Here is a 24,497-nt window from a genome sequence, read left to right as displayed (position 1 = left end):
TCCGTTTTACCGGATCCTCTTATCGCTCTTTCTTGATATGCGCATAAATACTTCCTGAACAATCTGTACGATCACTACAAGAAGGGCTACTGTAATGAGCATCATCTCTGTCTCATATCTGTGGTAACCGTAACGGATGGCAATATCTCCCAGACCGCCTGCACCTACCGTACCTGCCATGGCAGAGTAGCCGATGATCGTTGTAATGGAAATGGCAGCCCCCACTAAAAGGGATGGCTTGGCCTCTGGAAGAAGCACCTTCCATATAATCTGTCCCGCAGACGCACCCATGGACTTGGCTGCCTCGATCACTCCTGCGTCAACCTCCTTTAAAGAGGACTCCACCATACGGCTGATGTAAGGAAACGCGGAAATCACCAGAGGCACTACCGCTGCATTGGGTCCGATGATCTTTCCTACGATCATGCGGGTAAATGGGATGACCATTACAAGAAGGATGATGAAGGGAATGGAGCGAAGGAGATTGATCACAACGCCAAGCACCTTGTTAAACAACGGAAAGGGACTGATTCCATCCCTGTCTGTGACTACAAGGGCAATTCCCACGGGAATACCGATCACATAGGATAAAAATGAGGAAAGTGAAACCATGTATATGGTTTCCCAGATTCCTTTTAAAAGCATATCGATCGTTGTCTGATCAAAGGTCATCTCTAGTGCACCTCCTCAAATATTACTCCGGCTGTTCTCAGATAATTGCAGATCCGGTCTGCATCCACGGTATCCTCAGGAAGCTGCAGAAGCATCTGCCCCATAGCCTTTCCCTCGATATCTCTGGTATCCGCATGCATGATATTCACCGGGGCCTTGCAGGCCAGGATCATATTTGCGATGATCGGCTCAGAGGATTCCCGTCCGTCAAAGATCACACGGATCATACGGGAACCGCCGAAATTCTTTGTCTGATCAGAGGTATCTCCTAAAATCAGCTGGCGTCCGATATCAGATTTGGGACCGGAAAAGATATCCGATACCTTGCCCGACTCTGCAATATGGCTGTGGTCGATGATCGCCACCCGGTCGCAGATGGCCTCAATGACTGCCATCTCATGAGTGATCATGATCACTGTGATCCCCATTTCCCGGTTAATCTTTTTTAGCAGCTCCAAAATGGACTTTGTCGTATTGGGATCCAGGGCGCTTGTTGCCTCATCGCATAATAAAACTCTGGGATTTGTCGCCATGGCTCTTGCAATGGCAACTCTCTGCTTCTGTCCGCCGGAAAGCTGGGCCGGATATGCGTTCATCCGCTCTTCCAGTCCAACCAGCTTTAACAGCTCCTTTGCCCTCTCTTTGGCCTTTCTGCTGTCCATATGAGCAATCTCCATGGGGAAGCACACGTTCTGCAGCACATTTCTCTGGGCCAGCAGGTTAAACTGCTGAAAGATCATTCCCATGGACTGTCTTGCCAGACGCTTTTCCTTTTCCTTCATGGCGGAAAGATTTTTTCCCTCAAAGATTACCCGGCCGGAGGTAGGTTCCTCCAGATAGTTGATACAGCGCACCAGGGTACTCTTTCCTGCTCCGGAAAGACCGATGATACCAAAAATCTCTCCCCGGCGGATTTCCAGATTGATGTCATCTAAAGCAGTCACGGTCCCGTTTGACGTGGCAAACTGTTTGCCCAGACCTTCCAGGCGTATGATGGCCTCTTCTTTATTCTGATCCATTTCTTCATTCCTTTCTCTAATCCTTCCCCTGTTTCCCATCCTCCGGCTAAGAAACAAAACGGGGCCGCAGTCCTGCACGGACCTGCAACCCCGAATGATACGTTCTCCAAAATATATTGATATCATGATTCCAAATCCATACAGATCGTTTCCCATTCAGTTTTCAAAGCACGCGGATACACAGCACATGTACATGCTGTTCATCATATCCATATTCTGCATGGCTTTGAACTGATTCATGAAAATCCTCCTGCCTGGACTGGTAATCATTTCCTATAATACTGCTAGGAATAATGTCAGTTTTAAAGATACCGCACTTATACCGGTTTGTCAAGAATTTTTTCCTGCCATCCGGCTCTGAAAGGCAATTAGGCAATTAACAGCACAGATCTACGATTACCTGAGCAAAAATCTTTGCACTGGTAAGAAGCTCGTCAATCACTGCAAACTCGTCGGCTCCGTGCATCTTATTGTCAGTACCTGGCATGGAAGCGCCGAAGGCAACTCCATTTTCCAGATGATGCACATAGGTTCCGCCTCCTGTGGACTCACAATGTCCCTCTAATCCGGTATACTCCTCATAGGCCTTTAAAAGTGTCTTTACAAAATGGGAGTTTCCGTCTACATGGTGAGGCGCTGTCATATGGTCTGCCTGTAAGGTAAGGCCTTCCTCTGCCATACGGGCGCGGATCACATTTAAGCTGTTCTCCTCCGTAGCACACAGACAGGCACGACAGTCAAACGCTCCCTTCAGGTGGTCTTTATCCAGGGTGAGCATATCAAATGCCAGGGTCAGAGGACCGGAAAGTTCATCCTCCATGGCGATTCCTACAGCCTTTCCTCTGGTATCACCATGAGGGAAGAGGGTTACAAGGCTCTTTACTGCCTGAAGCTGAGGGCAGTCTGCCAGCGGCAGGCTTACCAGATAGGATAACAGGCCTGTAAGAGCATTATTTCCCTCATCCGGAGTGGATGCATGAGCGCCCTTTCCTTCAACAGTAATCTGGATTCCGTCCTCCGTCTCTCCAAAGCTGAAGGAAAGTCCCGTCTGCTCTTCAACCGCATCCGCAGCCTGAGTGAGAACCTCTGCTTCAAGACCTGCCACTACGGCCTTTGCCTTGCCGGGAACTACATTTACCTTAATGCCAGCGTCAATGGAAACAATCTTTGGCAGAGCCTCAGAAGCTTCAAAAGAAGCAGAAAAGCCCCCTGGGATGCGTCCCTTTTCAATATTGATCACAGGGAAGGAGGCATCCGGTGAAAATGTCATGGGTGCTTCCTTCTCACGCTTATAGTACACCTCGATATCGCTGCTTCCGCACTCCTCATCGGTTCCCAAAATCAGGCGCACATTTTTCTTTACAGGGATGCCAAGCTCCTTTATGGCACGCATGGCATAAAGAGCAGCCACTGCCGGCCCCTTGTCATCTGCCGTACCGCGGCCATACAGCTTTCCATCCTTTTCCACAGGCTCAAAGGGCTCTGTAACGGTCCAGCCCTCTCCTGCGGGAACCACATCCAGATGTGCCAGGATATCCAGCTGGCGCTCCTTATCATTTAAATCAGCTGTTCCCACATAGTTATCATAATTGGTAATGGAAAAACCATAATCCTCCATCATAGCCAGAGCAGCGTGAAGGGCATCAAATGCGCCGTCGCCATAAGGCTTTCCCTCGGTATAGGGCATTTTCTCACTGTTAATCCGGCAGAGCTTGCAGATATCGTCAATCATCTCCTGCCTGTGGGAATCGATAAATCCCTCTATTTCTTTTCTGTACATATTGTCCTCCTTTTGCCGCCCTTTTTGTATGGGCACTTATTTACTTAAACATACCTGCCAATGTTTCGTTTACAACCTTTCCGTCTGCCTTTCCCTTCACTCTGGGCATCAGAACCTTCATGATCGCACCCTTATCCTTGGGAGAGGGCGCATCGATCCCCAGCTCTGCAAGAACCTCTGCGATCACCTGGCGGATCTGATCCACACTCATATCCTCCGGAGCAAATTCCTTATATACAGCCAGTCTCTGGGCAGCTTCGCTGCGGATATCTTCACGGTCTGCAGGAGCTAGGTCATACGTCTCCTGTGTCTGCTTGATTTCCTTTTTGACAACTGCATTTTCCTCGGCCTCAGTCAGGGGCTCTCTCTTGTCGATCTCCGCATTTTTAAGAGCGGAAAGCAGCATGGAAAGGGACTCCTTTCTTGCCTTATCCTTTGCCTTCATGGCCTGTACCATAGCGGCTCTTACTACTTCTACCTTTGACATCTCTAAAACCTCCTTTATCTATGAGGGCACAGCAGCCGGACAGGAAACCTGTCTGCTAATTGGTGCCGAACTCGCTTAATTTAAGACCCGGATTGCGGTCTAATACCATACCTACGCTCCAGCTGTTGATAAATAAAAGCAGCGGATTTCCCTTTAAGTCGCAGATGCGCTTCATGTCGGAGGTTCCCATCAGACGAGCCACATCCACCTCCTGAGGATTCTCCACCCAGCGGATATGCTCATAAGGCAGTTTTTCCAGGATAACCTCTACATTGTATTCGCTCTGCAGACGGTAGGTTAATACCTCAAACTGAAGTACGCCTACTACGCCTACGATGATCTCTTCCATACCTGTGTTAAATTCCTGGAAGATCTGGATCGCACCCTCCTGGGCAATCTGGTTGATCCCCTTGATAAACTGCTTGCGCTTCATGGTATCCACCTGGCGCACTCTTGCAAAATGCTCCGGCGCAAAGGTCGGGATCCCCTCAAATTCAAATTTTTCATTGGATGTGCACAGCGTATCTCCAATAGAGAAAATACCCGGATCAAATACGCCGATAATATCGCCCGCATACGCCTCTTCCACGATCTTACGATCCTGTGCCATAAGCTGCTGAGGCTGTGTTAAGCGGATCTTTTTTCCGCCCTGAACGTGGTTCACTTCCATGCCTGCCTCGAACTTTCCGGAGCAGATACGCATAAAAGCGATCCTGTCTCTGTGGGCCTTGTTCATATTTGCCTGGATTTTAAAGACAAAGGCGGAAAAGTCCTTGCGGAATGGATCGATCTCTCCTGTAAGGGACTTTCTTGGCAGGGGAGAGGTGGTCATTTTCAGGAAATGCTCCAAAAAGGTCTCCACACCGAAATTCGTAAGGGCAGAACCGAAAAATACAGGAGAAAGATCTCCCCTCTGCACCCGGTCCATATCCAGCTCATCGCTGGCGCCGTCCAAAAGCTCAATGTCGTCGATCAGCTGCTGGTAATAAATGGGGCCGATGACGGATTCTGCCTCCGGGCTTTCTGCCTCAAATTTCCTGGTTGCAACCTCCTTTGCGCCTCCCATGGCAGCGGTAAAAGTGGAGATTTTCTTTGTAAAGCGGTCGTAAACACCCTTGAAATTCTTTCCGCAGCCGATGGGCCAGTTCACCGGACAGGTGCGGATGCCCAGCACGTCCTCGATCTCATCTAAAAGCTCATAGGGATCTCTGGCCTCACGGTCAAATTTGTTAATAAATGTAAAAATCGGAATGTGGCGCATGACGCAGACCTTAAAAAGCTTAATGGTCTGGGCCTCTACACCCTTGGAACCGTCGATTACCATGACGGCGGAATCGGCAGCCATGAGGGTACGGTAGGTATCCTCTGAGAAATCCTGATGTCCCGGCGTGTCCAGGATGTTGATGCAGAATCCGTCATAATTAAACTGCATGGCGGAAGAGGTAACGGAAATACCTCTCTCCTTCTCGATATCCATCCAGTCGGAAACTGCATGCTTTGCCGCCTTGCGGCCCTTTACCGTACCTGCCAGATTGATGGCGCCTCCGTAAAGAAGGAATTTCTCTGTCAGTGTGGTTTTACCTGCATCGGGGTGGGAAATAATGGCAAAGGTTCTGCGCTTTTTTATTTGTTCTATCATCTGATCATCTGTCTGTGACAATGGTCTTATCCTCCGTTCCTGCTGATTGCGCCCCTTAAAGGGGCGGGATGTTTTTCTTTGAAAAATGGCTGCTTACTCCTGTTTTTGGCGGGGCCCAGGATTCAAAATCCTCCTGCAGGCAAGCCTGCGTCGGATTTCAACCTTTTTCCCCCTGGTATCCTACCTATTTTATTATGATTAAAGGGTAAAGTCAAGACGGTTCCTGATCTCGTCCAGCAGGCAGTGGGCTACCTCCTGTTTTGTCATCTTGGGAAGTTCTGTCTGGCCCTCTCTGGTGATCAGGGTCACTACGTTGGTATCGGTACCAAAGCCCGCTCCCTCTGTTTTCAGGTTGTTCGCCACGATCATATCAATCTTCTTGCGTTCCAGCTTTGCTCTTGAATTTGCCAGAAGATCCCTTGTTTCCATGGAAAAACCGCAGAGGAACTGGCCTTCCCTCCGATGGGCGCCCAGCCAGCCTAAAATATCATCCGTGCGTTCCAATTCGATTTTCATGTCTCCCTCCGTTTTTTTGATCTTATCCTCAGCCGGATGAGAGGGTCGGTAATCGGCCACCGCTGCGGCCTTGATGATAATATCCTGCTCCTTCGCCGCTCCTGCAACGGCCTCATACATCTGCTTTGCGCTCTCTACAGGTACGGTTTTCACAAACAGAGGCGGTTTTATGGATACCGGGCCTGTCACAAGGGTTACATCTGCTCCGCGGTACGCAGCCGCCTCTGCAATGGCATACCCCATTTTCCCGGTGGAATGATTGGTGATATAGCGCACCGGGTCAATGGCTTCTCTGGTAGGGCCTGCTGTAACAAGAATATTCTTTCCCTTTAAGTCTTTTGGAGCAAGGGTGTACCGGATGTATTCCAGAAGGAGCTCCGGCTCCGGCATCTTTCCTGCCCCGGTATCGCCGCAGGCCAGATAACCGCTCGCAGGACGGATGACCCGGATGTGATAGTGCTCCAGAAGTTTCAGATTATCCTGAAGGATTTCATTTTCATACATCCTGGTATTCATGGCCGGTGAGACGAGCTTCGGACAGGTGCAGGCCATAAAGGTAGTGGTCAGCATGTCGTCCGCAATCCCGTGGGCCAGCTTTCCGATCACATTGGCAGAGGCCGGGGCCACCAAAAAGATATCTGCCGTCTTTGCCAGAGATACATGCTCTACGCTAAATTCAAAATTCCGGTCAAAGGTGTCGACCAGGCATTTATGGCCTGTCAGTGTCTCAAAAGTAATGGGATTGATAAAATTCACAGCATTTTTCGTCATTAAAACGTGGACCTCTGCTCCCTGCTTTACCAGGGCGCTGGCCAGGTTTGCGATCTTATAGGCAGCAATGCTGCCCGTAACTCCAAGAAGTATGGTTTTTCCTTTTAACATACGCTTCCTCCGGTTGTCTTTCCGTTTTTTCTATGTTACAATCATAGCACAATTTTTCTTTGATGGAAATACCATCCGCAGAAAGGAGTCTTCTATATGATTTTAGCCATTGATATGGGAAATACAAATACCGTGATCGGCGGGATTGATGAGACAAAGACCTATTTTATCGAACGGGTCACCACGGACCAGAACCGCACGGATACAGAATATGCAGTTACAATTAAAAATGTTCTGGAAATGCATGAAATCCATCCCTCTGCCATTGAGGGAGCCATTCTCTCTTCTGTGGTCCCCCCCTTAAACTCCACCATCCTGAGGGCGGTAGAAAAGGTTGTGGGGATCCGTCCGCTTTTAGTCGGCCCCGGCATCAAAACAGGCATCAATATTCTCATGGATAATCCCAAAACGCTGGGCAGCGATCTGATCGTAGATGTAGCTGCTGCCATCCACGAGCACCCCCTTCCCCTGGTAGTGATCGACATGGGTACCGCTACTACCATGAGCGTGGCGGATAAACATGGAAATTACATCGGAGGCGTGATCCTTCCGGGTCTGCGTGTATCCTTAAACTCCTTAAGCGGAAAAACCGCCCAGCTTCCCTACATCAGTCTTGAAGTGCCGGATAAGGTCATTGGAAAGAATACCATTGACTGCATGAGAGCCGGCATCATTTTCAGCAATGTGGATATGATCGACGGCCTCTTAGACCGAATGGAAAAGGAGCTTGGCGAAGCTCCCACTGTCATCGCCACCGGAGGTCTGGCCCGCTTTATCACGCCTCTGTGCAGGCATACGATCATTTACGATGACGCCCTTTTATTAAAGGGACTTTTAATCCTCTACCGAAAAAATACACAGTAGAAACCGGGCCGCAGTTTTTTGCAAATCAGCAAAAGCTGCGGCTGTTTTTATTTGTATCTGCCTCTTCTTTGCTGCGATTCCCATTTTCTGGATAGAAAAAAAAGTATAAAACCGTCCGTATCCGTCCATCATTCTCTTATAGCCGGAATGGAAATACGAAAAGCTTTCCGTGCATAACACAACCAAACGGAGGTACGGACCATGTCATGCTATAAGGTTGAAATCTGCGGCGTCAACACTGCCAAACTGCCGCTTCTGAGCAATGAAGAAAAAGAGCGCTTATTCTCCCGGATCCTGAAAGGGGATATGGATGCAAGAGAAGAATATATCAAAGGAAATCTGCGTCTGGTCTTAAGTGTAATCCAGCGTTTTGCCGGAAGCCAGGAAAATATCGATGATCTCTTTCAGATCGGCTGCATCGGCCTTATCAAAGCCATTGACAATTTCGATATTACCCAGAATGTAAAATTTTCCACCTATGCGGTACCCATGATCCTTGGCGAGGTACGCCGCTATCTGCGTGACAACAACTCCATCCGCGTCAGCCGCTCCCTCAGGGACACCGCATATAAAGCCCTCTATGCCAGAGAACAGCTCACCCGCCGTCACTCCAAAGAACCTTCTCTGATGGAAATTTCTCAGGAGATCGGTATTTCCGGAGAGGATATCACCTATGCCCTAGATGCCATCCAGACTCCGGTCAGTCTTTACGAGCCGGTATATACCGACGGCGGGGATCCGCTTTATGTCATGGATCAGATCAGCGATAAGAAAAATCTGGAAGAAAACTGGGTAGAGGACCTTTCCCTTGTAGAAGCCATGAAACGTCTGCCGGACCGGGAACGCCGCATCATCGATATGCGCTTTTTTGAAGGAAAAACCCAGACCGAAGTTGCAAAGGAAATCCATATCAGCCAGGCTCAGGTATCGCGGCTTGAAAAAAGCGCCTTAAAATCCATGCGCAGCTATCTGACCAGCTGATATCTCTCCAGATCCAGCAAGTCAAAACCTGTGACCTCTTGTGCCTGCCGCCCGAATATGATACACTGATTATACGTTTAACAGTCCCACATGGGATAATTCTAGGAAAGCGACAGAACACACAGCATATGGAACAGAATGAACGCAGATTTGCAGTATTGATCGACGCAGACAACGTATCTCCCAAATATATCAAATATATTCTGGATGAGGTATCCGATATCGGGATCGCCACCTATAAACGCATTTACGGCGACTGGACGGACAATGAAAAGCGGGCATGGAAAAATGTGCTCCTGGACTGGTCCGTAAACCCCATCCAGCAGTACAGCTACACCACCGGCAAAAATGCCACCGATTCCGCCATGATCATCGATGCCATGGATATCCTGTATTCGGGAAATGTAGACGGCTTCTGCCTGGTGTCCAGCGATTCGGACTTTACCAAACTGGCCCAGAGACTCAGAGAAGCCGGTATGTTTGTCATGGGCATCGGGGAGCAGAAAACCCCAAAGCCGTTCCGGGCAGCCTGCGATACGTTTAAGCTTCTGGAAATCATTTCTTCGGAAGATGCGGCAGAGACCGCTCCGATAAACAAAGGACGGGCAAATGCCCTTACAGCTTCCAAAACCGAGGTACCCTCGATTGACGAAATCCAGAAAACCATCACCGGTATTGACGAGATCCAGAAAGCCATTACAAAGCTTCTGATCGAAAACAACAGCCAGAATCAGCCTATCATCCTGGCACGGGTAGGAAATTTCCTCACCAAACGCTTCTCTGATTTTGATGTGCGCAATTACGGCTACTCCAAGCTTTCCACCTTCTTAGAAAGTTTAAATAACAGTGATTTTCAGGTGGTAAAGCTCCATGGAGGCTACTTTGTTCAGGAAAAATCCGCCTCCACCTCCAAGGCTGATATCGAAAAAGAGATCATCCGCCTGATCCAGAACAACAGGGGGCATGTGGATAATCTGAGCATCATCCACGAAGAGCTGAAAAAGAAATTCCCGGATTTTGATGTAAAGCAGTACGGCTTCAGCCGGATTTCCAGCTTTATCCGAAGCTTTGGAACCTTTAAGATCAAGGATAATATGGTTCAGCTGCGGTAGAGGTATCTGTATAGCATTTCATCAGATTATAAAAACACCCCGACTTAGATTGTACGTCTAAATCTTGGGTGTTTTCTTCTGCCTTATTATATTGAATCATTCCCGCTCTCAAAATAATCAAGACCATGCACCTGCACAATACCCAATGTTTCTTCTCTTGATCTTCTTGCTTCTTCCTGATCTCCATTTAATATGCTCTGATACATCTTTATATGAGTATCATCTTCTAATTTTGCAGGATATCCTGCTCTTTTACGATCATGAGTACGTTTATACAATAACTGTTTAATATGATCTCTTACCAGTTCCTGCACCACCTGATAAACGGCCACATAGAGATGGTTATGGCTGATTTTAATTATTTCATAGTGAAAAGCTAAATCTGCATCTACAAGATTTTCCAAATATTCCCTATTGTCAATGTCTTTATTATATATGTCTGTTGCATTATAATAGGAGTCCAGACATTCCTTTAATTTTTTCAAATCCTCGTCGTTGGCATTCAAATGCGCCAAACGCATACTTTCCCCTTCCAGCAGATTGCGAAGCTGTACTACATCCTGATATCGATCTTTGTCATGATAAACAGCTGCAAGTTCACTGAAGAATGGTTTTGGTGAAAATTTAGTGACAAATGACCCCTCTCCTACCCTCGTTTCGATCAATCCCAAGGTACTGAGTTTTTGCAATGCCATACGCACACTAAGACGATTAACCTCAAATTCATCTGCAAGCTCACTCTCTGATGGAATCTTATCTCCCACATTCCATACATGATCTAAAATATTCTGTTTAATAGCTTCGCTCACCTGATCTACCACTGAAATCCGATGGATAGCCTTTGCCTTTTTTACTCTTTTTATATCACCCATATATAAAGTCACCTTTCTTTTCATCTTTCTCACCTTGCTTGTATCGTATCGAAATTTAGATAAAATGTCAATAAATTCGCATACTTTCCGCTTCAAAACAATTTAACCGAAAGAGGCAGAGCCATTTTGGGGTAACGGCTCTGCCTCTCATACTTTATCAACAATATATCATTACATTACTTCTTTACAAAATTAGCGGCGGGAGTGGAGGCATCAATTACAACTTTTCTGCAGTGTGATAATTCTTCCTCACTCATTTCCTGCCCAATGCCAGGAAGCTCTGGTATATCGTAATACCCATCCTTTGGACAGTAATAATTTGTTCCACCATTCTTAAACTTGGTCAACAGATTAGCATTGTGCTCTTCATGAATTACAAAATTAGGAATTGCTGCTTCTACCTGCAAAGCTGCAGCTGTAGCAATTGGCCCTCCACAAACATGGATTTGAACACCAATGTCATAAACTTGTGCCATATCACAAATCTTCTTTGTTTCTGTAATTCCTCCTGTATTACACAAATCCGGCTGGATAACATCCAACGTACGATCTTCAAAGAATTGACGGAATCCCCAACGTGTGTAACTGCGTTCACCTGTTGCCAAAGGAAGCCCGCAACGCTCTTTAATATGTTTAAATACAGATGGATTACATGGCATTGTAGGCTCTTCATAATACATAATACGATATGGCTCCAATGCTTTTCCTAAATCAGCTGCTGTATTTGCATCAAGAAGGGAATGAATCTCTACAATAATATCCATATCTGGTCCACCAGCTTCCCTTGCAGCTGCAATTCGTTCTACAGATCGTGCAAGGTCATGCTGACGATAACATCCTCTGTGATGCGTTCCCTGAGTCGAAAAAATAGCTCCAATATCTCCTTTTTCATAAGGCGCGAATACAGGATCAATCTTCACAGAATCATACCCTTCAGCTACTGCGTCCTTTACAACATCATAATAGTCCTGTGGATCATAAAGCAATGTAAGGCTGTCATTCTTTTCAATCTGCGTTCTCCAGCCAAACTGCAACTGACTCGCATATGCTCTCAGCTTATCATTTGTCTTCCCGCCTAAAAGCTTATAAACGGGTACCCCAAAGGCTTTACCCTTGATATCCCAGCATGCCGTATCAATAGCAGCCATAGCAGATGTAATTACTACGCCTCCTCCCATTCCCCAGAACGTATGGCGATGCAGATGCTCCCATATCTTTTCTGTGTCAAATGGATCCATACCAATAACCAGCTTTGCAAAATCCTGGCACTGGCCAAAAGCTGCTTCCCAACAGTTTCCATATGCTAGGCCTGCTTCACCCCATCCACTAATTCCTTCATCCGTGTTAACCTTTACCGTAATAAAATTACCCAGATAACATTCAACACTCGTAATCTTCATAAAAAAACCTCCATTATTAATAATTATTTGTTAATCTTCCGCCCATACGGAAGTATGGATCTCAATGTTTCCTGTTTTAGCACGCCAAAATCCAATAATTGCAGCAATTATAATAATTCCAACATTCGCAGCTGCCAAACCACGGCTCATAGACAATACAGATTTCCAAAGTACTATTAAAAATCCTAACAGGGATACCAAACAAATCGTATAATAAATGCTGTTTGGAACATGGAATCTTGCTTTCTTCCAAGCCTCCGGATATCTTTTAGGAAGCTGTATCATAGCATAAAAATTTAACAATGCATACGCAGATGTAATTAATTGCACCATATTGGTGATAGTTGTAATAGAAAGACCAAAAATAATTGGAATGAGACCCAGTATGTACATAAAAACAAGAATATATACCCTTGCTCCTGCCCTATTCTTTTTTCCAAAAGCAGCCGGCAACCATCCATCATCACAAGACTGTCCAATTGTAATTGCATTATAAGCAAAACTTGAATTTAACGTAGACAGCAGCGCCATAATCGGTCCACCAATAATAAAGAAGTAAAATAAAGCGGTAGGAAGAATCTTTCGGGCTGCAAATACTAATGTAGTAGATTCACCATATTCTGCCACAGACATACACCCTACACCTGCAATAGCAACACCCACATAAAGGACAATCAGCGTAGGAACGCACATACAAAGAACCACAGGAATATCTCTGCGGGCATTTTTAGAATCACGTCCATAGGCTGTTGTCATATAATATCCTTGTGTCGAATATACAAACAACAATACTGCCCCGATAAAACCACCACTGATCTGCCCATTTTCAAATGTAATTCCAGGTCCATTTATCATAAACTGGGGATCTGTAAAATCGAACACCGGGAGTTCCATTTTAGTAAATCCTGCAATCGCAAACATAACCAATGCAGCAATAAGAAGCCATGTCATCATCTTCTGAGCTGCTGCCATAATATCTACTCCCATAAGATTCACAACAAAGAAAAATGTCAACAAACCTCCACCTACTAAAATTCTTGGAAGATGTCCGCTTAAAGCCGGAATAATATCACCTAAATAGGCAGCAGCAGAAGTTCCAAATAAGGATAAAGACAAACACTGTGTCAAATACATAAACGCAAAAATACCTGCTGTAGACGGGCCTGCCAAATCACATAACATAGAATAATTTCCGCCGCCTAAACGAAGGGTAGAAGAAATAAAAACAAATGGCAAAACCATTATAAAGCCCATTATAATAGCTACAAAATAGGCAAGCCACGCTGAATATCCTGTCATTTTAATTGCTGGTACAATCAGTGTAATTACCCCTGCTCCAATTACCTGTCCAATTGCCAGTGCATACAACTCAACCCTTCCCAATGTTCCCGGCTTTGGAGCCGGTTCTTTTACAACTTTAATTGCCATAATCCCTTCTCCTTCATCTTTCTACTTTATGACTTTGTATAATGTTGCCCTGCCAATAGCCTCCTGTAAAAATTCATTTCCAATTCCTGGCAAATCTGGTATTTTAAAATATCCATTTTCTGGCTGTAAATTATATTTTGTTAATCCCAGACATGTATCCATACGATTGCATGTATGATGTTCATGAATAATAAAATTAGGAATCGTACATTCTACATGAAGAGCTGCATTAGTAGCAAGTGGACTCCCCGCCACATGTACCTGTACTCCTACATCAAATGCATGGGCCATATCACATATTTTTTTTACTTCAGAAATACCTCCACAGTTTCCGATGTCTGGTTGAGCCAGCTGAAGTAAATTTTTTTTAAAATACTCTGCATACTGCCATCTTGAGAAAAGACGCTCTCCATTTGCAATAGGAACAGATGTATATTTAGTAATATACTCGACCGTATGAACCGTTGGCGTATTTGGTTCTTCAAATGCCAATATATTATATTTTTCAGCCAATTTTGCCAACTGCAGGGCGCCTAAAGCATCTGGATAAGAATGATTCTCCATTATAATATCCACTTTATCACCAGCAACCTCTCTTGCAGCCTTCATTCTATCTTCCACCATTTTTAACTGACTAGGTGTTAAAAATCCGGTTGTATCGAGAAATGTAAGCGGTTTCCCATCTTCATCCCGATCAAAAAAGTCAATCTTAACGGCATCATACCCCTCTTCAATAGCAAGTTTCACATTATACGCATAATCATCTGGGGTTACAGCCCAAAGATGTTCTGAAATTCCCGTCTGACCCCATCCAAACTGAAGCTGACTTGCATATGTGCGTAGCTTATCACGAACCTTGCCCCCCAACAATTGATATACTGGCACATTAAAATATTTTCCTTTGATATCCCACAAAGCTACATCAATAGCTGCAATTCCAGAAAATACTACTGGTCCGCCATTCTGTCCCCAAAAAGTACGTTTGTACATGGTTTCCCAAATCAACTCGGTCTGCAGGGGATCCATTCCCACGATTAATTCTGCCAGATCACAAATCATTCCATATGCTGCAGTTCCTCCAATTCCATAAGCCATTCCAGCCTCTCCATCTCCATAAATTCCCTGATCTGTGTGAATCCGGCAGCCTATCGGGCTGTTTTGCTTACTATTAGCAGTTGGTAAACGAAAAACTTCCACTTTTGTTATCTTCAATTTTTACCTCCTCATATATATCATTTGATTGCTATTATATTACTCATCTATTCACTTGTTCGCTAACTATGATTATACAATAGTACGTTTTTTCTACTTTGTCAATAGTATTTTGTGTGTTTGTGATATAATGCCTATTTATTTTTTATATTATTATAAAATATGCACAAAAAAAATATGCTCTGGCTTACCATTCATTTTTTCATGGTTCCAGAGCATATTTCATTCAGTTCTCCAGTCATCTACTCGAAACGGACAATCTCCTTTTTCAGTCTCTTCATGATTTTTTTCTCCAGTCTGGATATGTAGGACTGAGAGATGCCGAGAAGATCGGCCACTTCTTTCTGAGTCATTTCTTCGCCGTCCTCATCTGCCAGGCCATAACGCAGTTCTACAATTTTACGTTCTCTGGGCTCTAAATGGCTGATGGCTGTATTTAAAAGATCCTTTTCCACCTCATCTTCGATCCCCTGGCAGATCACATCTTCATCCGTTCCAAGGATATCTGAGAGCAGAAGCTCATTTCCATCCCAGTCCACATTTAACGGCTCGTCGATGGAAACCTCCAGACGCGTCTTGCTGTTGCGCCTTAAATACATCAGGATCTCATTTTCAATACACCTGGAAGCATAGGTGGCCAGCTTTATGTTTTTATCCGGCTTAAAGGTATTGATGGCCTTTATAAGGCCGATTGTTCCGATGGAGATCAGATCCTCTACTCCCACACTGGTATTATCGAATTTCTTTGCAATATATACTACCAGACGCAGATTGTGTTCGATCAGGCAGGAACGGGCCTGGCGATCTTCCGGGCTTCCCAAAAGATCGATCATGCGCCCCTCTTCCTCTGTCTCAAGAGGCGGCGGAAGGATATCAGCGCCCCCGATATAATGAACCTCCCCCTGCTTCTGCATCAGCATCGTACGAAAACCCGGAGCCGTTTTAAACTGAAAACGGTTGGGTATGGATACTTTAACGATCATTTTACTTCCTCCTGTTTTTATGGCGCCGCGATTCCCCTATCTTCCGGCGCCGCCGTCAAACTCCTGTATCAGGACCTCATATTCTCCGGTCGGAGAAAGAGGCTGTTTTACCACAGCCACCAGAGGTCTCGCAAGTGTATAGCAGTTCCCCTGCTGCTCCACCTTTATTTCATCTAATGTTACTGCCGGGAGAAGCCCTTCTCCTCCTACACTGCGGTAGGGGATATAGGTCACTCCCTGTATTCTGGGCGATATGGCTTCTATCACTTCCCGAACGGCTACGTGAACCGGCCTTCCGCTTACCGGCTCCTTCAGCCGGTTTCCTGTGTCGATCAGCCCTGATGCCACATACATCCGGCTGCCCTGACGCAGGGTTACCCTGCACAGGACCTTTTTTTGCAAAAGCGACGCTGTAAGCCCTCTGAGCCAGCAGACTGCCCCAAAAACGGATGCTGCGCCTCCAAGGAGCATAAGCGCTCCGGACAGATCCGGTATCCCCAGTACCTTAAGACCACAGGCCAGTGGAAAAAAGATCCCTCCGGGCCTTAGCTGCTCCTCAAAAACCATCATGGCTCCCCCGAGAATGACAGCGGCCAGATAGATTCCCGCCGCCGCCCGGCCGATCTCTTTTATGCCCTTTACCCCAAATGCGGTTACTGCCATGACAGCACCTGCTGCTCCATAGGTTCCTGCCGCTTTAAAGGTCAGCGGCATCTGCGGAAATATGGCTGTTACACAGGCCCAGGCCGCCCCCAATGCTGCACCCCTCACGATCTGCGCGGCCCCTGCCCGGTAACAAAGCACTTGATTCACTGCCATCAGCACCATCAAATCCATAGCCATATTTACAGCAAATACTTCATCTATGTAGACTGTATAAACCACCTCGTTTTGGCCTCACCTCCCCTATCAGGCTGTCCTATGGATATTATAACGTTTCTCCTATGCAAATGCTGTCGAAGGGAGGGGGAAAACAGAAAGAATTTTTCGACAAAAAAAGACCGTTGAAACGGATCATGATATACATTGATCCATTTCAACGGTCAAATCAGTTCATTAAAATTGATTATCTCTTATTTTTCAGAAAATCCGGAATGTTGATCTGCATTTCCTTATTGGCAGTCGGACGGAAGGAAGGTGTCTGATTCTGAGTCGGAGCAGCTGTACTGCCTGCATTGCTGCCGGCTGCAGTTGCTGCCGGAGCGGAAGCTGTACCGGAAGAACTAAAGCTTCCCGTATTCTGTCCAAATCTTGGCGCTGTAAAGGATGGCGTGCTGTTTCCTGTGCTCTGCTGTCCAAAGCTGTGGCTAAAGGAAGGCTGAGCCGGTCTTGTAAAGCCTGTGGAAGCAGTAGCTGCGGCTTCCGGAGCTGCGGCACGTTCTGTCTGGGCTGCGGAAGCTGCAGCAGGTGCCTTGGGCTTAAAGTTTGTAAAGCCTGCCATTGCCTTTGTCACAGAAGAGGTAGAATTGTGCTCATCCAGGCCAGTAGCGATTACGGTAATGCTTGCCTCATCCTGAGCATTTTCATCATACATCGCACCAAAGATGATATTTGCATCATCTCCTGCCAGCTCCTGTACATAGCTTGCGGCATCATTTGCCTCGATCAGGCTGATATCACCGGAGATATTGATGATCACATGGCTTGCACCCTCAATAGTTGTCTCAAGCAGCGGGCTGGAAACGGCCTGCTTTACAGCCTCGATGGCCTTGTCGTCGCCCTTTGCCTTTCCGATACCGATGTGTGCGATGCCCTTGTCGATCATAACGGTCTGAATATCTGCAAAGTCCAGATTGATAAGGCCTGGAACGTTGATCAGGTCCGTAATTCCCTGAACTGCCTGCTGAAGCACCTCATCTGCCTTTTTAAGGGCATCCGGCATGGTGGTCCGGCGGTCAACGATCTCCAAAAGGCGGTCATTGGGGATAACGATCAGAGTATCCACTGCCTGTTTTAAACATTCGATTCCGTTTAAAGCATTTGTCATACGGGCCTTTGCCTCAAAACGGAAGGGCTTTGTCACTACGCCTACTGTCAGGATTCCCATATCCTTGGCAATCTTCGCAACAACAGGAGCAGCTCCGGTTCCGGTTCCGCCGCCCATACCACAGGTAACGAATACCATATCCGCACCCTTTAATGCCTGTGAGATCTCCTCAGAGCTTTCCTCTGCGGCCTTTTCGCCTACGTCCGGTCTGGCGCCTGCACCCAGTCCCTTTGTCAGCTTCTCACCGATCTGCATGGCTGTGGGAGCCTTGCAGAACTGAAGGGCCTGCTTATCCGTATTGATGCCGATGAACTCCACGCCTGCGATGTTCTCGTCGATCATGCGATTTACTGCGTTGTTGCCTGCGCCGCCTACACCTACTACAATGATCCTTGCGGCATTTTCTGACTCATTTATCTTAATCTCTAACAAGATACTTATCCTCCTTATCCCTTTCATGCATCCCGGCTCTCAGAGTCTGTTTTGAGAATGCATCTCTGTTCTCTTTTCTTCAGATATTCTTTCATATGTCATGCTTTTAGCCTAACTAATACTATATTTGATTTTATTAAAAAAATCAACCCTGAATTTTGTATTTTATTTCTTTTTAAATGTGATTCCCGCCCGGTCATTTGTCTCGCTGTAATCCCCCAGTTCCAGCGTTCCGCGGATCCCCCTCAGCTGGGGCTGATCTGTGAGGATATCATTTAAAACAGAAAGCTTACTGTCAATATTTCCCATACTTTCCAGGATCACTTCCATCTGTCCGATGGTTAAAACCGGCTGATTATAGGCGTCAAAGCGGATCTGATCCGCCTGGATCTCATAAAGGGAAAGCTGCTGGGTCAGGTTTAAAATTTCCTCAAAGATGCGGCGGTCTGCAACCGGAAGCGGCTGATAGAGCACCACCCTTCCCAGATCCATTCCCGTGATCCATGGGATTCCCTCCAGCTTTCTGCCTGAGCTTTCTACTACAATGCCTTCCCGGTCAAAGTACATATAGCTGCTCATATAGGAAACGTAGCCTACAATGCTTTTATCATAAATAATGACCTCCGCATGAAACGGGCCGTGAAACACGATTTTATAGTCTTCCACAAAGGGAATCTGTTTATGGGGATTGAGCCTGTCCCTTATATAGGCAATGACCGAATTTTTTCCCATCCGGCCGGAAAAGAGCAGCTCCTCCGCCTGCTGTGCACTGTAACGGCTGCTTCCTGATACCGTAATCGTCTGGATGCGGACAGACAGCACAAGGATCGCCGTGAGCAGAAAAACCGCCACGGCAATCCCCAGGATCATATGCTGTTTTTCGTTTGTTTTTCTCATGCGGTATATCACTCTCCTATCCATTGGATCCTGGCTCCGAGAGCCGATAAATCCCGACAGATGTCCTCATACCCCCGTTCAATATGCCGGCAGTCCCCGATGACCGTTTCTCCCTTTGCAGTCAGCGCCGCTACCGCAAGCGCCGCCCCGCCCCGAAGATCTGCTGCCTTTACGGCAGAGCCCTTTAGGGAACCGGCTCCGTAAATAACGGCCGTTTTCCCCTCCAGCCGAATTAAGGCCCCCATTTTTTCAAGTTCTCCGGCCGTACCAAACCGTCCTTCAAACACACGCTCTTCTATCCGGCTCACGCCCCGTCCCGCAGCCAGAAAGGCCATGAACGGAGACTGCAGATCCGTAGGGAATTCCGGATAAGGCCCGGTTTTAAGAGTGAGAGGCCCGGCAGGACCTTCGTTTCTGATCCGAATCCGTCCCTCTTCCTCAGAGCCGATCCCTGTCGCCTGAAGCCGACCGCTGCTTTCCGAAACCGTAACAGTTCCTCCGGACCGGGCTATCAGAGCCAGAGGAAGCTTCAAAGCCGACGGACGAACACCTTTTAAGGTCACATCGCCTCCGGCTGCCATCACCGCCGCCCCATAGGTTCCTGCCACGATCCGATCCCCTTCTACCCGAAAGGCGCTGTCTTTTAAAGACCGTACCCCCTGAATCATCAGGGTTTTTGTACCTGCGCCGCAGATCACGGCTCCCATATTATTAAGGAAGCCGCACAGCTGGCAGATCTCCGGCTCCATGGCAGCTCCACGGATTACCGTCACTCCCTCTGCGAGCACAGCGGCCAAAACCGCCTGCTCGGTGGCTCCCACGCTGGGATAGGAAAAAATGATCTCCGTCCCCTTAAGACGCCCGCCTGCTCCTACGCAGGCCTCTATGATCCCATCTTCTTCACTGATCACAGCTCCCAGTTTTTTTAATGCCATAAGATGAAGATCTATGGGTCTTGCTCCGATCAGGCAGCCGCCGGGATAACAGCAGCTTCCCTGGCCCATACGGCCCAGAAGAGCTCCCAGTAAAATAATGGAAGAACGCATGGACCGGACATATTCCTGGGGCACCTGTGTGCTTTTTATCTCACCGGCGTCAATCACTATACTTCCTCCGCGGCGGATACAGCTGCAGCCCAGAGCCTCCAGGATCCTCATCATGCAGGCAGTATCCTGGATCTTCGGCACATTGGTAAGAACCGTAAGGCCTTTATGCAGGAGAGCGGCCGCCATCATGGGAAGGGCCGCATTTTTTGATCCCTGAATGGAAATTTCCCCCTTTAAGGGTATGCATCCACTGACACGGATTGCGGACAAAAGACCACCTCCGCAGCAATTATACTATACGAAAGTATATGCCCTTCATCCGCTGTTTGTGCATTTATGTTTTGTTCGCTGCCGCACCTATACGGCTGCCCGTATCTGATTGGATACACTGAGCACGATTCCCATTTCTACCATAAGAAACAGCACAGACGTCCCTCCATAGCTGATAAAGGGAAGGGTAATTCCCGTATTGGGAATCGTATTGGTTACTACGGCAATATTTAAAATAACCTGAATGGCAATATGGGCCATCACTCCCACAACCAAAAGAGCGCCAAACAGATCCGGCGCATCATTGGCGATCATCACGAACCGGTAAATCATCAGAAGGAACAGTATGATAACCGCAATGGCTCCAAAAAGTCCCAGTTCCTCACAGATGATGGCAAAAATCATATCATTCTGTGATTCAGGAAGGAATCCCAGCTTCTGGATACTTTCGCCCAGTCCCTGCCCCATCAGGCCTCCGGAGCCAATAGCATAAAGTCCCTGAAGGATCTGGAAGCTCTTTCCCTCCGGATCCAGCTCCGGATTCAGCCATGCCTCGATCCGGTTATACTGATACGGCTTAAGAACATGGATATTTAAAAGGAATTTACCCAGAGGCCCGGCGGTCATAAGGATACCCAGCGCCCCTCCGCCGGCCAGGAAAAAGGGCCACTTCACCTTACAGGCTACAAACAGCATAACAAAGCCGATTCCCACCAGGATAATACCTGTACTCAGGTTATTTGCCGCTACGATCGCGCCAATGGCAACCGCCAGCAAAAATACCTTTCCCATAACGGCCCACTGGTTAATTTTTCCTCCCAGCTTCGTAATCACTGCTGCCAGCATGATGATCAACGCAATTTTTGCAAACTCAGAAGGCTGAAATCCGATGGGGCCTATATCCAACCATCTTTTTTTTCCGTTTACCTCCCGTCCCACCAAGGTTACAATAACCATAAGAATATGAGACAATATATAGGATGGCACGGCCAGCCGGTAGAGCCAGTGATAGTCCATCTTGGAAATGATCAGCATAAAGATAAAGCCTCCCAGGGCGATTCCACCCTGGCGCTGCATAAAATAGGCACTGTTATTATTCAGGTCATCATTCAGCTGGGCCGTATAGGAACTGGCGCTGTAGATCATTACCAGTCCGAAAACGGTGAGGACAATAATGATCACCACCAGGCTCAGATCGTAAAAGCTGCGTTCCCTTTTCTTTTTCGGAACCGCTCCTGCCTCATAAGCCTGCTTCTGATTCCCATACTCATATGCTGCACGGGCCGCCTGCGTCCGGCTACCCTGCTGCATTCTCTGACCCTGTCCCTGGCGGGGCTCTCTCTGCACCCTCTGGGCCTGAGGGGAACGTCCGCTCTGACGCCTTCTTTCATCCTGCTCATACCGGCTGTTCCGGGAAGTCCTCTGCACTGTACGACTGCCGGTCCCTGTCTTTCTCTTTTTACTGCCTCCTGGTCTTTGCGCAGACCGGACGTCTCTCACCGGGGCTGCATCATACCGCACCGGCACTCTGGCCGCCGCTGCTCCCGTCATTCCTCCCGGCCTCGCTGCCCGGCGCTTATTTCCAGCCATTCCTTTCTACCTCCTACAGAGCCATCACGCATTCCTTAAAGACGCGCCCCCGTTCCTCAAAATCCTTAAACATCCCCCAGCTGGCACAGGCCGGGCTTAAAAGCACACAGTCTCCGGAATCAGCATAAACAGCGCAGACCTGCACCGCCTCCTGAAGATCCTCCGCATACATAACATCTGTAAAGCCGTGCTCCCTGGCACAGGCCGCAATCCGATCCCTGGTCTGTCCGATCAGCACCAGATACTTTACCCTGCCGGAAAATTCCTTGGCCCAGTCACTGTAATCACTGTGTTTGTCATACCCTCCTGCGATCAGGAGCACCGGCCCCGGCATAGCCTTAAGAGCCCGGATGGCAGCCTCCGGATTCGTTCCCTTGGAATCATTATAATAGCGGACCCCGGTGCGTTCCCGCACAAACTCGATCCGATGCTCGACCGGCTTAAACTCCCTGGCCGCTTCTCCAATCGCCTCAAGGGATATGCCAAGGGTCATGGCAGCAGCAGCGGCAGCCATCACATTTTCATAGTTATGCTGGCCTAAAAGCTGAAGCTCCTTCACATTTAAAAGAACCGTTTCTTTTCCGGCCTTTGCATATATGATTTCTTCTCCTTTCAGGAAAAATCCGTCCTTTAAGCTCTCTTTTGACGAAAACCAGATTACCTTTGGCTTCATCCCCTCTTTTTTACCAAATTCCTTTAAAATGGGATCGTCAAAATTCAGGACAACCGTATCCTCCTCCGTCTGGTTCATGGTGATGCACTCTTTGATCTGAGTATACGTTTCCATGGTTCCGTGACGATCCAGATGATCAGGCGTAATATTTAAAATAACGCTTACATTGGGCTTAAAATCCATAATGGTTTCCAGCTGAAAGCTGCTGATCTCAGCTACGGCAACCGAATCCTCTGTCATTTCTGCTGCTTTTGCAGTAAAAGGTTCGCCGATATTTCCCACTACAAAAGTTTCCTCATATTTTTTCCTTACCATCGCTCCCGTCAAAGCTGTGGTGGTCGTCTTTCCGTTTGTTCCCGTAATGGCAGCCAGCTTTCCTGCGCTGCACTGATAGGCTAGTTCGACTTCTCCAAGGATTGGGATCCTGGCCTCATCTACTACTGCCACAAAAGGACTTGTAAGAGGAATTCCCGGACTGATAATGCACAGCTCCACCCCAAGAAGGTCGGAGCGCTTGATCTCCCCTAAAACAACGTTTACCTTAGCGCCCTCTTCAAACCGGGCCTTGATCTCTTTTTCATCCAGAGCTGTATTCCCATCATAGAGAACTACCTCTCCTCCCCGGTTAAGAATCAGCTTTGCCGCAGCAATGCCGCTTTTGCCGGTTCCCGCAACTAATACTCTCTGACTTTGATCCATTCGTGGTTAAACCTCCTTCTTTGCCTAAGCTGCCGGCGCTCTTACAGTCCCAGATAAGCGACCATGCATAAAATGGCCGTAACAATGGAAAATACGGCTACAACCCTTGTTTCAGACCATCCGCACAGTTCAAAGTGGTGATGGATGGGTGCCATTTTAAAGATTCTCTTTCCCCCTGTCTTTTTAAAATACGTTACCTGAATAATAACAGACAGAACCTCTACCAGATAGATCAGACCGATTATGGGAATAAACAGAGGCAGACGCATCATATATGCTGCAGAAGCCACAAAGCCCCCCAGCGCCAGAGACCCAGTGTCTCCCATGAACACCTTTGCCGGATATACATTAAAAAGCAGAAAACCCAGAAGGCTTCCCACCACAGCTCCTGTAATGGGGCTGATCCCCATATCCTCCCCAATGGCCACAATGGTTAAAAAAGTCGCTACAAGTATGGTTACGCTGGTGCACAGACCGTCCAGTCCATCGGTAAAATTCACACCGTTATCCGTTCCCAGCGTTACAAAAAACAGAGCCGGAACAAACAGGATACCCAGAGAAAGGAATTTTCCATCCTCAAACCCGCCTGTAAAGGGAATGAGCATATCGGTTCCCACCTCGCCGCTGTTAAGCACATACCAGGCAAAAATGCCTGTGATCACGATCTGTCCTGCCAGCTTCTGGAGCGGAGTCAATCCTTCCGAACGCTTCAGGATGATCTTGATATAATCGTCCAGAAAGCCGATGATCCCAAAACCGGCCGTCATAAAAAGCACCGGAATGATCTTCGGATAAGAAGGAATATAAAACAGGGATGTGATAATAATGCTGGATAAAATGATCAGTCCTCCCATGGTAGGAGTTCCCTGCTTTTTTAAATGGCTCTGAGGCCCGTCATCCCGGACCTGCTGGCCGAATTTCAGCTTGTGAAGAAAGGGAATGATAATCGGACACAGCAGGGCGCTGATGGCAAATGCAATAATAATCGCTAATATCGTCTCATGAATCATAGGGCACCTCAATCTCATATGTATTCTGCCGGCAAACGCCGGACAG

The 24,497-nt window shown here is 47.4% G+C and carries 21 protein-coding genes; 3 read left to right on the top strand and 18 right to left on the bottom strand.

Going from position 1 to position 24,497, the window contains the following annotated elements; genetic code table 11:
• Positions 1 to 6: 6 nt before the first annotated feature.
• The 6 genes from WKT10_RS02765 to coaBC form a co-directional block, all read right to left on the bottom strand.
• Positions 7 to 672: a methionine ABC transporter permease gene (locus WKT10_RS02765; protein ID WP_296037792.1), complete on the bottom strand. Its 666-nt coding sequence runs from the start codon at positions 670 to 672 to the stop codon at positions 7 to 9.
• Between the two features lie 2 nt (positions 673 to 674).
• Positions 675 to 1,691 (bottom strand): methionine ABC transporter ATP-binding protein, encoded by a 1,017-nt coding sequence (locus WKT10_RS02760; protein WP_340275325.1) that lies wholly within the window; start codon positions 1,689 to 1,691, stop codon positions 675 to 677.
• 376 nt (positions 1,692 to 2,067) lie between these two features.
• Positions 2,068 to 3,471 carry a Sapep family Mn(2+)-dependent dipeptidase gene (locus WKT10_RS02755; RefSeq protein ID WP_340275323.1) on the bottom strand — a complete coding sequence of 468 codons (1,404 nt, stop codon included), beginning with the start codon at positions 3,469 to 3,471 and terminating at the stop codon, positions 2,068 to 2,070.
• Positions 3,472 to 3,511: 40 nt separating this feature from the next.
• Positions 3,512 to 3,958, bottom strand: coding sequence for a GatB/YqeY domain-containing protein (locus tag WKT10_RS02750; RefSeq protein WP_066547384.1), 447 nt, complete (start codon positions 3,956 to 3,958; stop codon positions 3,512 to 3,514).
• A 55-nt stretch (positions 3,959 to 4,013) separates the two neighbouring features.
• Positions 4,014 to 5,618 (bottom strand): peptide chain release factor 3, encoded by a 1,605-nt coding sequence (locus tag WKT10_RS02745; RefSeq protein ID WP_340275321.1) that lies wholly within the window; start codon positions 5,616 to 5,618, stop codon positions 4,014 to 4,016.
• Positions 5,619 to 5,795: 177 nt separating this feature from the next.
• Positions 5,796 to 6,995, bottom strand: a complete 1,200-nt coding sequence (gene coaBC, locus WKT10_RS02740) for a bifunctional phosphopantothenoylcysteine decarboxylase/phosphopantothenate--cysteine ligase CoaBC (protein WP_296037806.1) — start codon at positions 6,993 to 6,995, stop codon at positions 5,796 to 5,798.
• Positions 6,996 to 7,091: 96 nt separating this feature from the next.
• On the opposite strand from coaBC, the gene WKT10_RS02735 reads away from it, so the two are divergent.
• The 3 genes from WKT10_RS02735 (at position 7,092) to WKT10_RS02725 (ending at position 9,952) form a co-directional block, all read left to right on the top strand.
• Entirely contained in the window at positions 7,092 to 7,859 is a 768-nt protein-coding gene (locus WKT10_RS02735; RefSeq protein ID WP_066547377.1) for a type III pantothenate kinase, read from the top strand.
• A gap of 201 nt (positions 7,860 to 8,060) precedes the next feature.
• A complete protein-coding gene (sigG, locus tag WKT10_RS02730; protein WP_296037812.1) occupies positions 8,061 to 8,840 on the top strand; it encodes an RNA polymerase sporulation sigma factor SigG in 780 nt (259 codons plus the stop codon).
• A 128-nt stretch (positions 8,841 to 8,968) separates the two neighbouring features.
• Positions 8,969 to 9,952, top strand: a complete 984-nt coding sequence (locus tag WKT10_RS02725; RefSeq protein WP_066547373.1) for an NYN domain-containing protein — start codon at positions 8,969 to 8,971, stop codon at positions 9,950 to 9,952.
• Between the two features lie 86 nt (positions 9,953 to 10,038).
• On the opposite strand, the gene WKT10_RS02720 is transcribed toward WKT10_RS02725, so the two are convergent.
• The 12 genes from WKT10_RS02720 to mraY all read right to left on the bottom strand — a co-directional run bounded on the left by WKT10_RS02720 (position 10,039) and on the right by mraY (position 24,451).
• Positions 10,039 to 10,824 carry a FadR/GntR family transcriptional regulator gene (locus WKT10_RS02720; protein ID WP_066550681.1) on the bottom strand — a complete coding sequence of 262 codons (786 nt, stop codon included), beginning with the start codon at positions 10,822 to 10,824 and terminating at the stop codon, positions 10,039 to 10,041.
• Positions 10,825 to 11,000: 176 nt separating this feature from the next.
• Positions 11,001 to 12,224 carry a mandelate racemase/muconate lactonizing enzyme family protein gene (locus WKT10_RS02715; protein ID WP_066547369.1) on the bottom strand — a complete coding sequence of 408 codons (1,224 nt, stop codon included), beginning with the start codon at positions 12,222 to 12,224 and terminating at the stop codon, positions 11,001 to 11,003.
• 30 nt (positions 12,225 to 12,254) lie between these two features.
• Positions 12,255 to 13,652 carry an APC family permease gene (locus WKT10_RS02710; protein WP_066547367.1) on the bottom strand — a complete coding sequence of 466 codons (1,398 nt, stop codon included), beginning with the start codon at positions 13,650 to 13,652 and terminating at the stop codon, positions 12,255 to 12,257.
• A gap of 21 nt (positions 13,653 to 13,673) precedes the next feature.
• Complete coding sequence (locus WKT10_RS02705; protein ID WP_066547365.1) at positions 13,674 to 14,864, bottom strand: mandelate racemase/muconate lactonizing enzyme family protein; 1,191 nt, start codon at positions 14,862 to 14,864, stop codon at positions 13,674 to 13,676.
• Between the two features lie 242 nt (positions 14,865 to 15,106).
• Positions 15,107 to 15,847, bottom strand: a complete 741-nt coding sequence (gene sigE / locus WKT10_RS02700; RefSeq protein WP_066547363.1) for an RNA polymerase sporulation sigma factor SigE — start codon at positions 15,845 to 15,847, stop codon at positions 15,107 to 15,109.
• A gap of 36 nt (positions 15,848 to 15,883) precedes the next feature.
• On the bottom strand, positions 15,884 to 16,732 hold the full coding sequence (locus WKT10_RS02695) for a sigma-E processing peptidase SpoIIGA (RefSeq protein ID WP_066547353.1): 849 nt from the start codon (positions 16,730 to 16,732) through the stop codon (positions 15,884 to 15,886).
• A gap of 181 nt (positions 16,733 to 16,913) precedes the next feature.
• Positions 16,914 to 18,266 (bottom strand): cell division protein FtsZ, encoded by a 1,353-nt coding sequence (ftsZ, locus tag WKT10_RS02690; protein ID WP_066547350.1) that lies wholly within the window; start codon positions 18,264 to 18,266, stop codon positions 16,914 to 16,916.
• Between the two features lie 165 nt (positions 18,267 to 18,431).
• Complete coding sequence (locus WKT10_RS02685) at positions 18,432 to 19,163, bottom strand: cell division protein FtsQ (RefSeq protein WP_066547348.1); 732 nt, start codon at positions 19,161 to 19,163, stop codon at positions 18,432 to 18,434.
• 8 nt (positions 19,164 to 19,171) lie between these two features.
• Positions 19,172 to 20,479 (bottom strand): UDP-N-acetylglucosamine 1-carboxyvinyltransferase, encoded by a 1,308-nt coding sequence (murA, locus tag WKT10_RS02680; RefSeq protein ID WP_066547345.1) that lies wholly within the window; start codon positions 20,477 to 20,479, stop codon positions 19,172 to 19,174.
• 87 nt (positions 20,480 to 20,566) lie between these two features.
• On the bottom strand, positions 20,567 to 21,790 hold the full coding sequence (locus tag WKT10_RS02675; RefSeq protein WP_334302649.1) for an FtsW/RodA/SpoVE family cell cycle protein: 1,224 nt from the start codon (positions 21,788 to 21,790) through the stop codon (positions 20,567 to 20,569).
• 292 nt (positions 21,791 to 22,082) lie between these two features.
• Entirely contained in the window at positions 22,083 to 23,441 is a 1,359-nt protein-coding gene (murD, locus tag WKT10_RS02670; RefSeq protein WP_340275301.1) for a UDP-N-acetylmuramoyl-L-alanine--D-glutamate ligase, read from the bottom strand.
• 41 nt (positions 23,442 to 23,482) lie between these two features.
• The gene (mraY, locus tag WKT10_RS02665) at positions 23,483 to 24,451 is read right to left on the bottom strand and encodes a phospho-N-acetylmuramoyl-pentapeptide-transferase (RefSeq protein ID WP_066547340.1); all 969 of its coding nucleotides are present in this window, start codon (positions 24,449 to 24,451) and stop codon (positions 23,483 to 23,485) included.
• Positions 24,452 to 24,497 lie beyond the last annotated feature (46 nt).

It is taken from the genome of Enterocloster sp. HCN-30185 (assembly GCF_037890305.1).
GTDB lineage: Bacteria > Bacillota > Clostridia > Lachnospirales > Lachnospiraceae > Enterocloster.
This window is presented reverse-complemented; position numbering and strand designations above follow the sequence as displayed.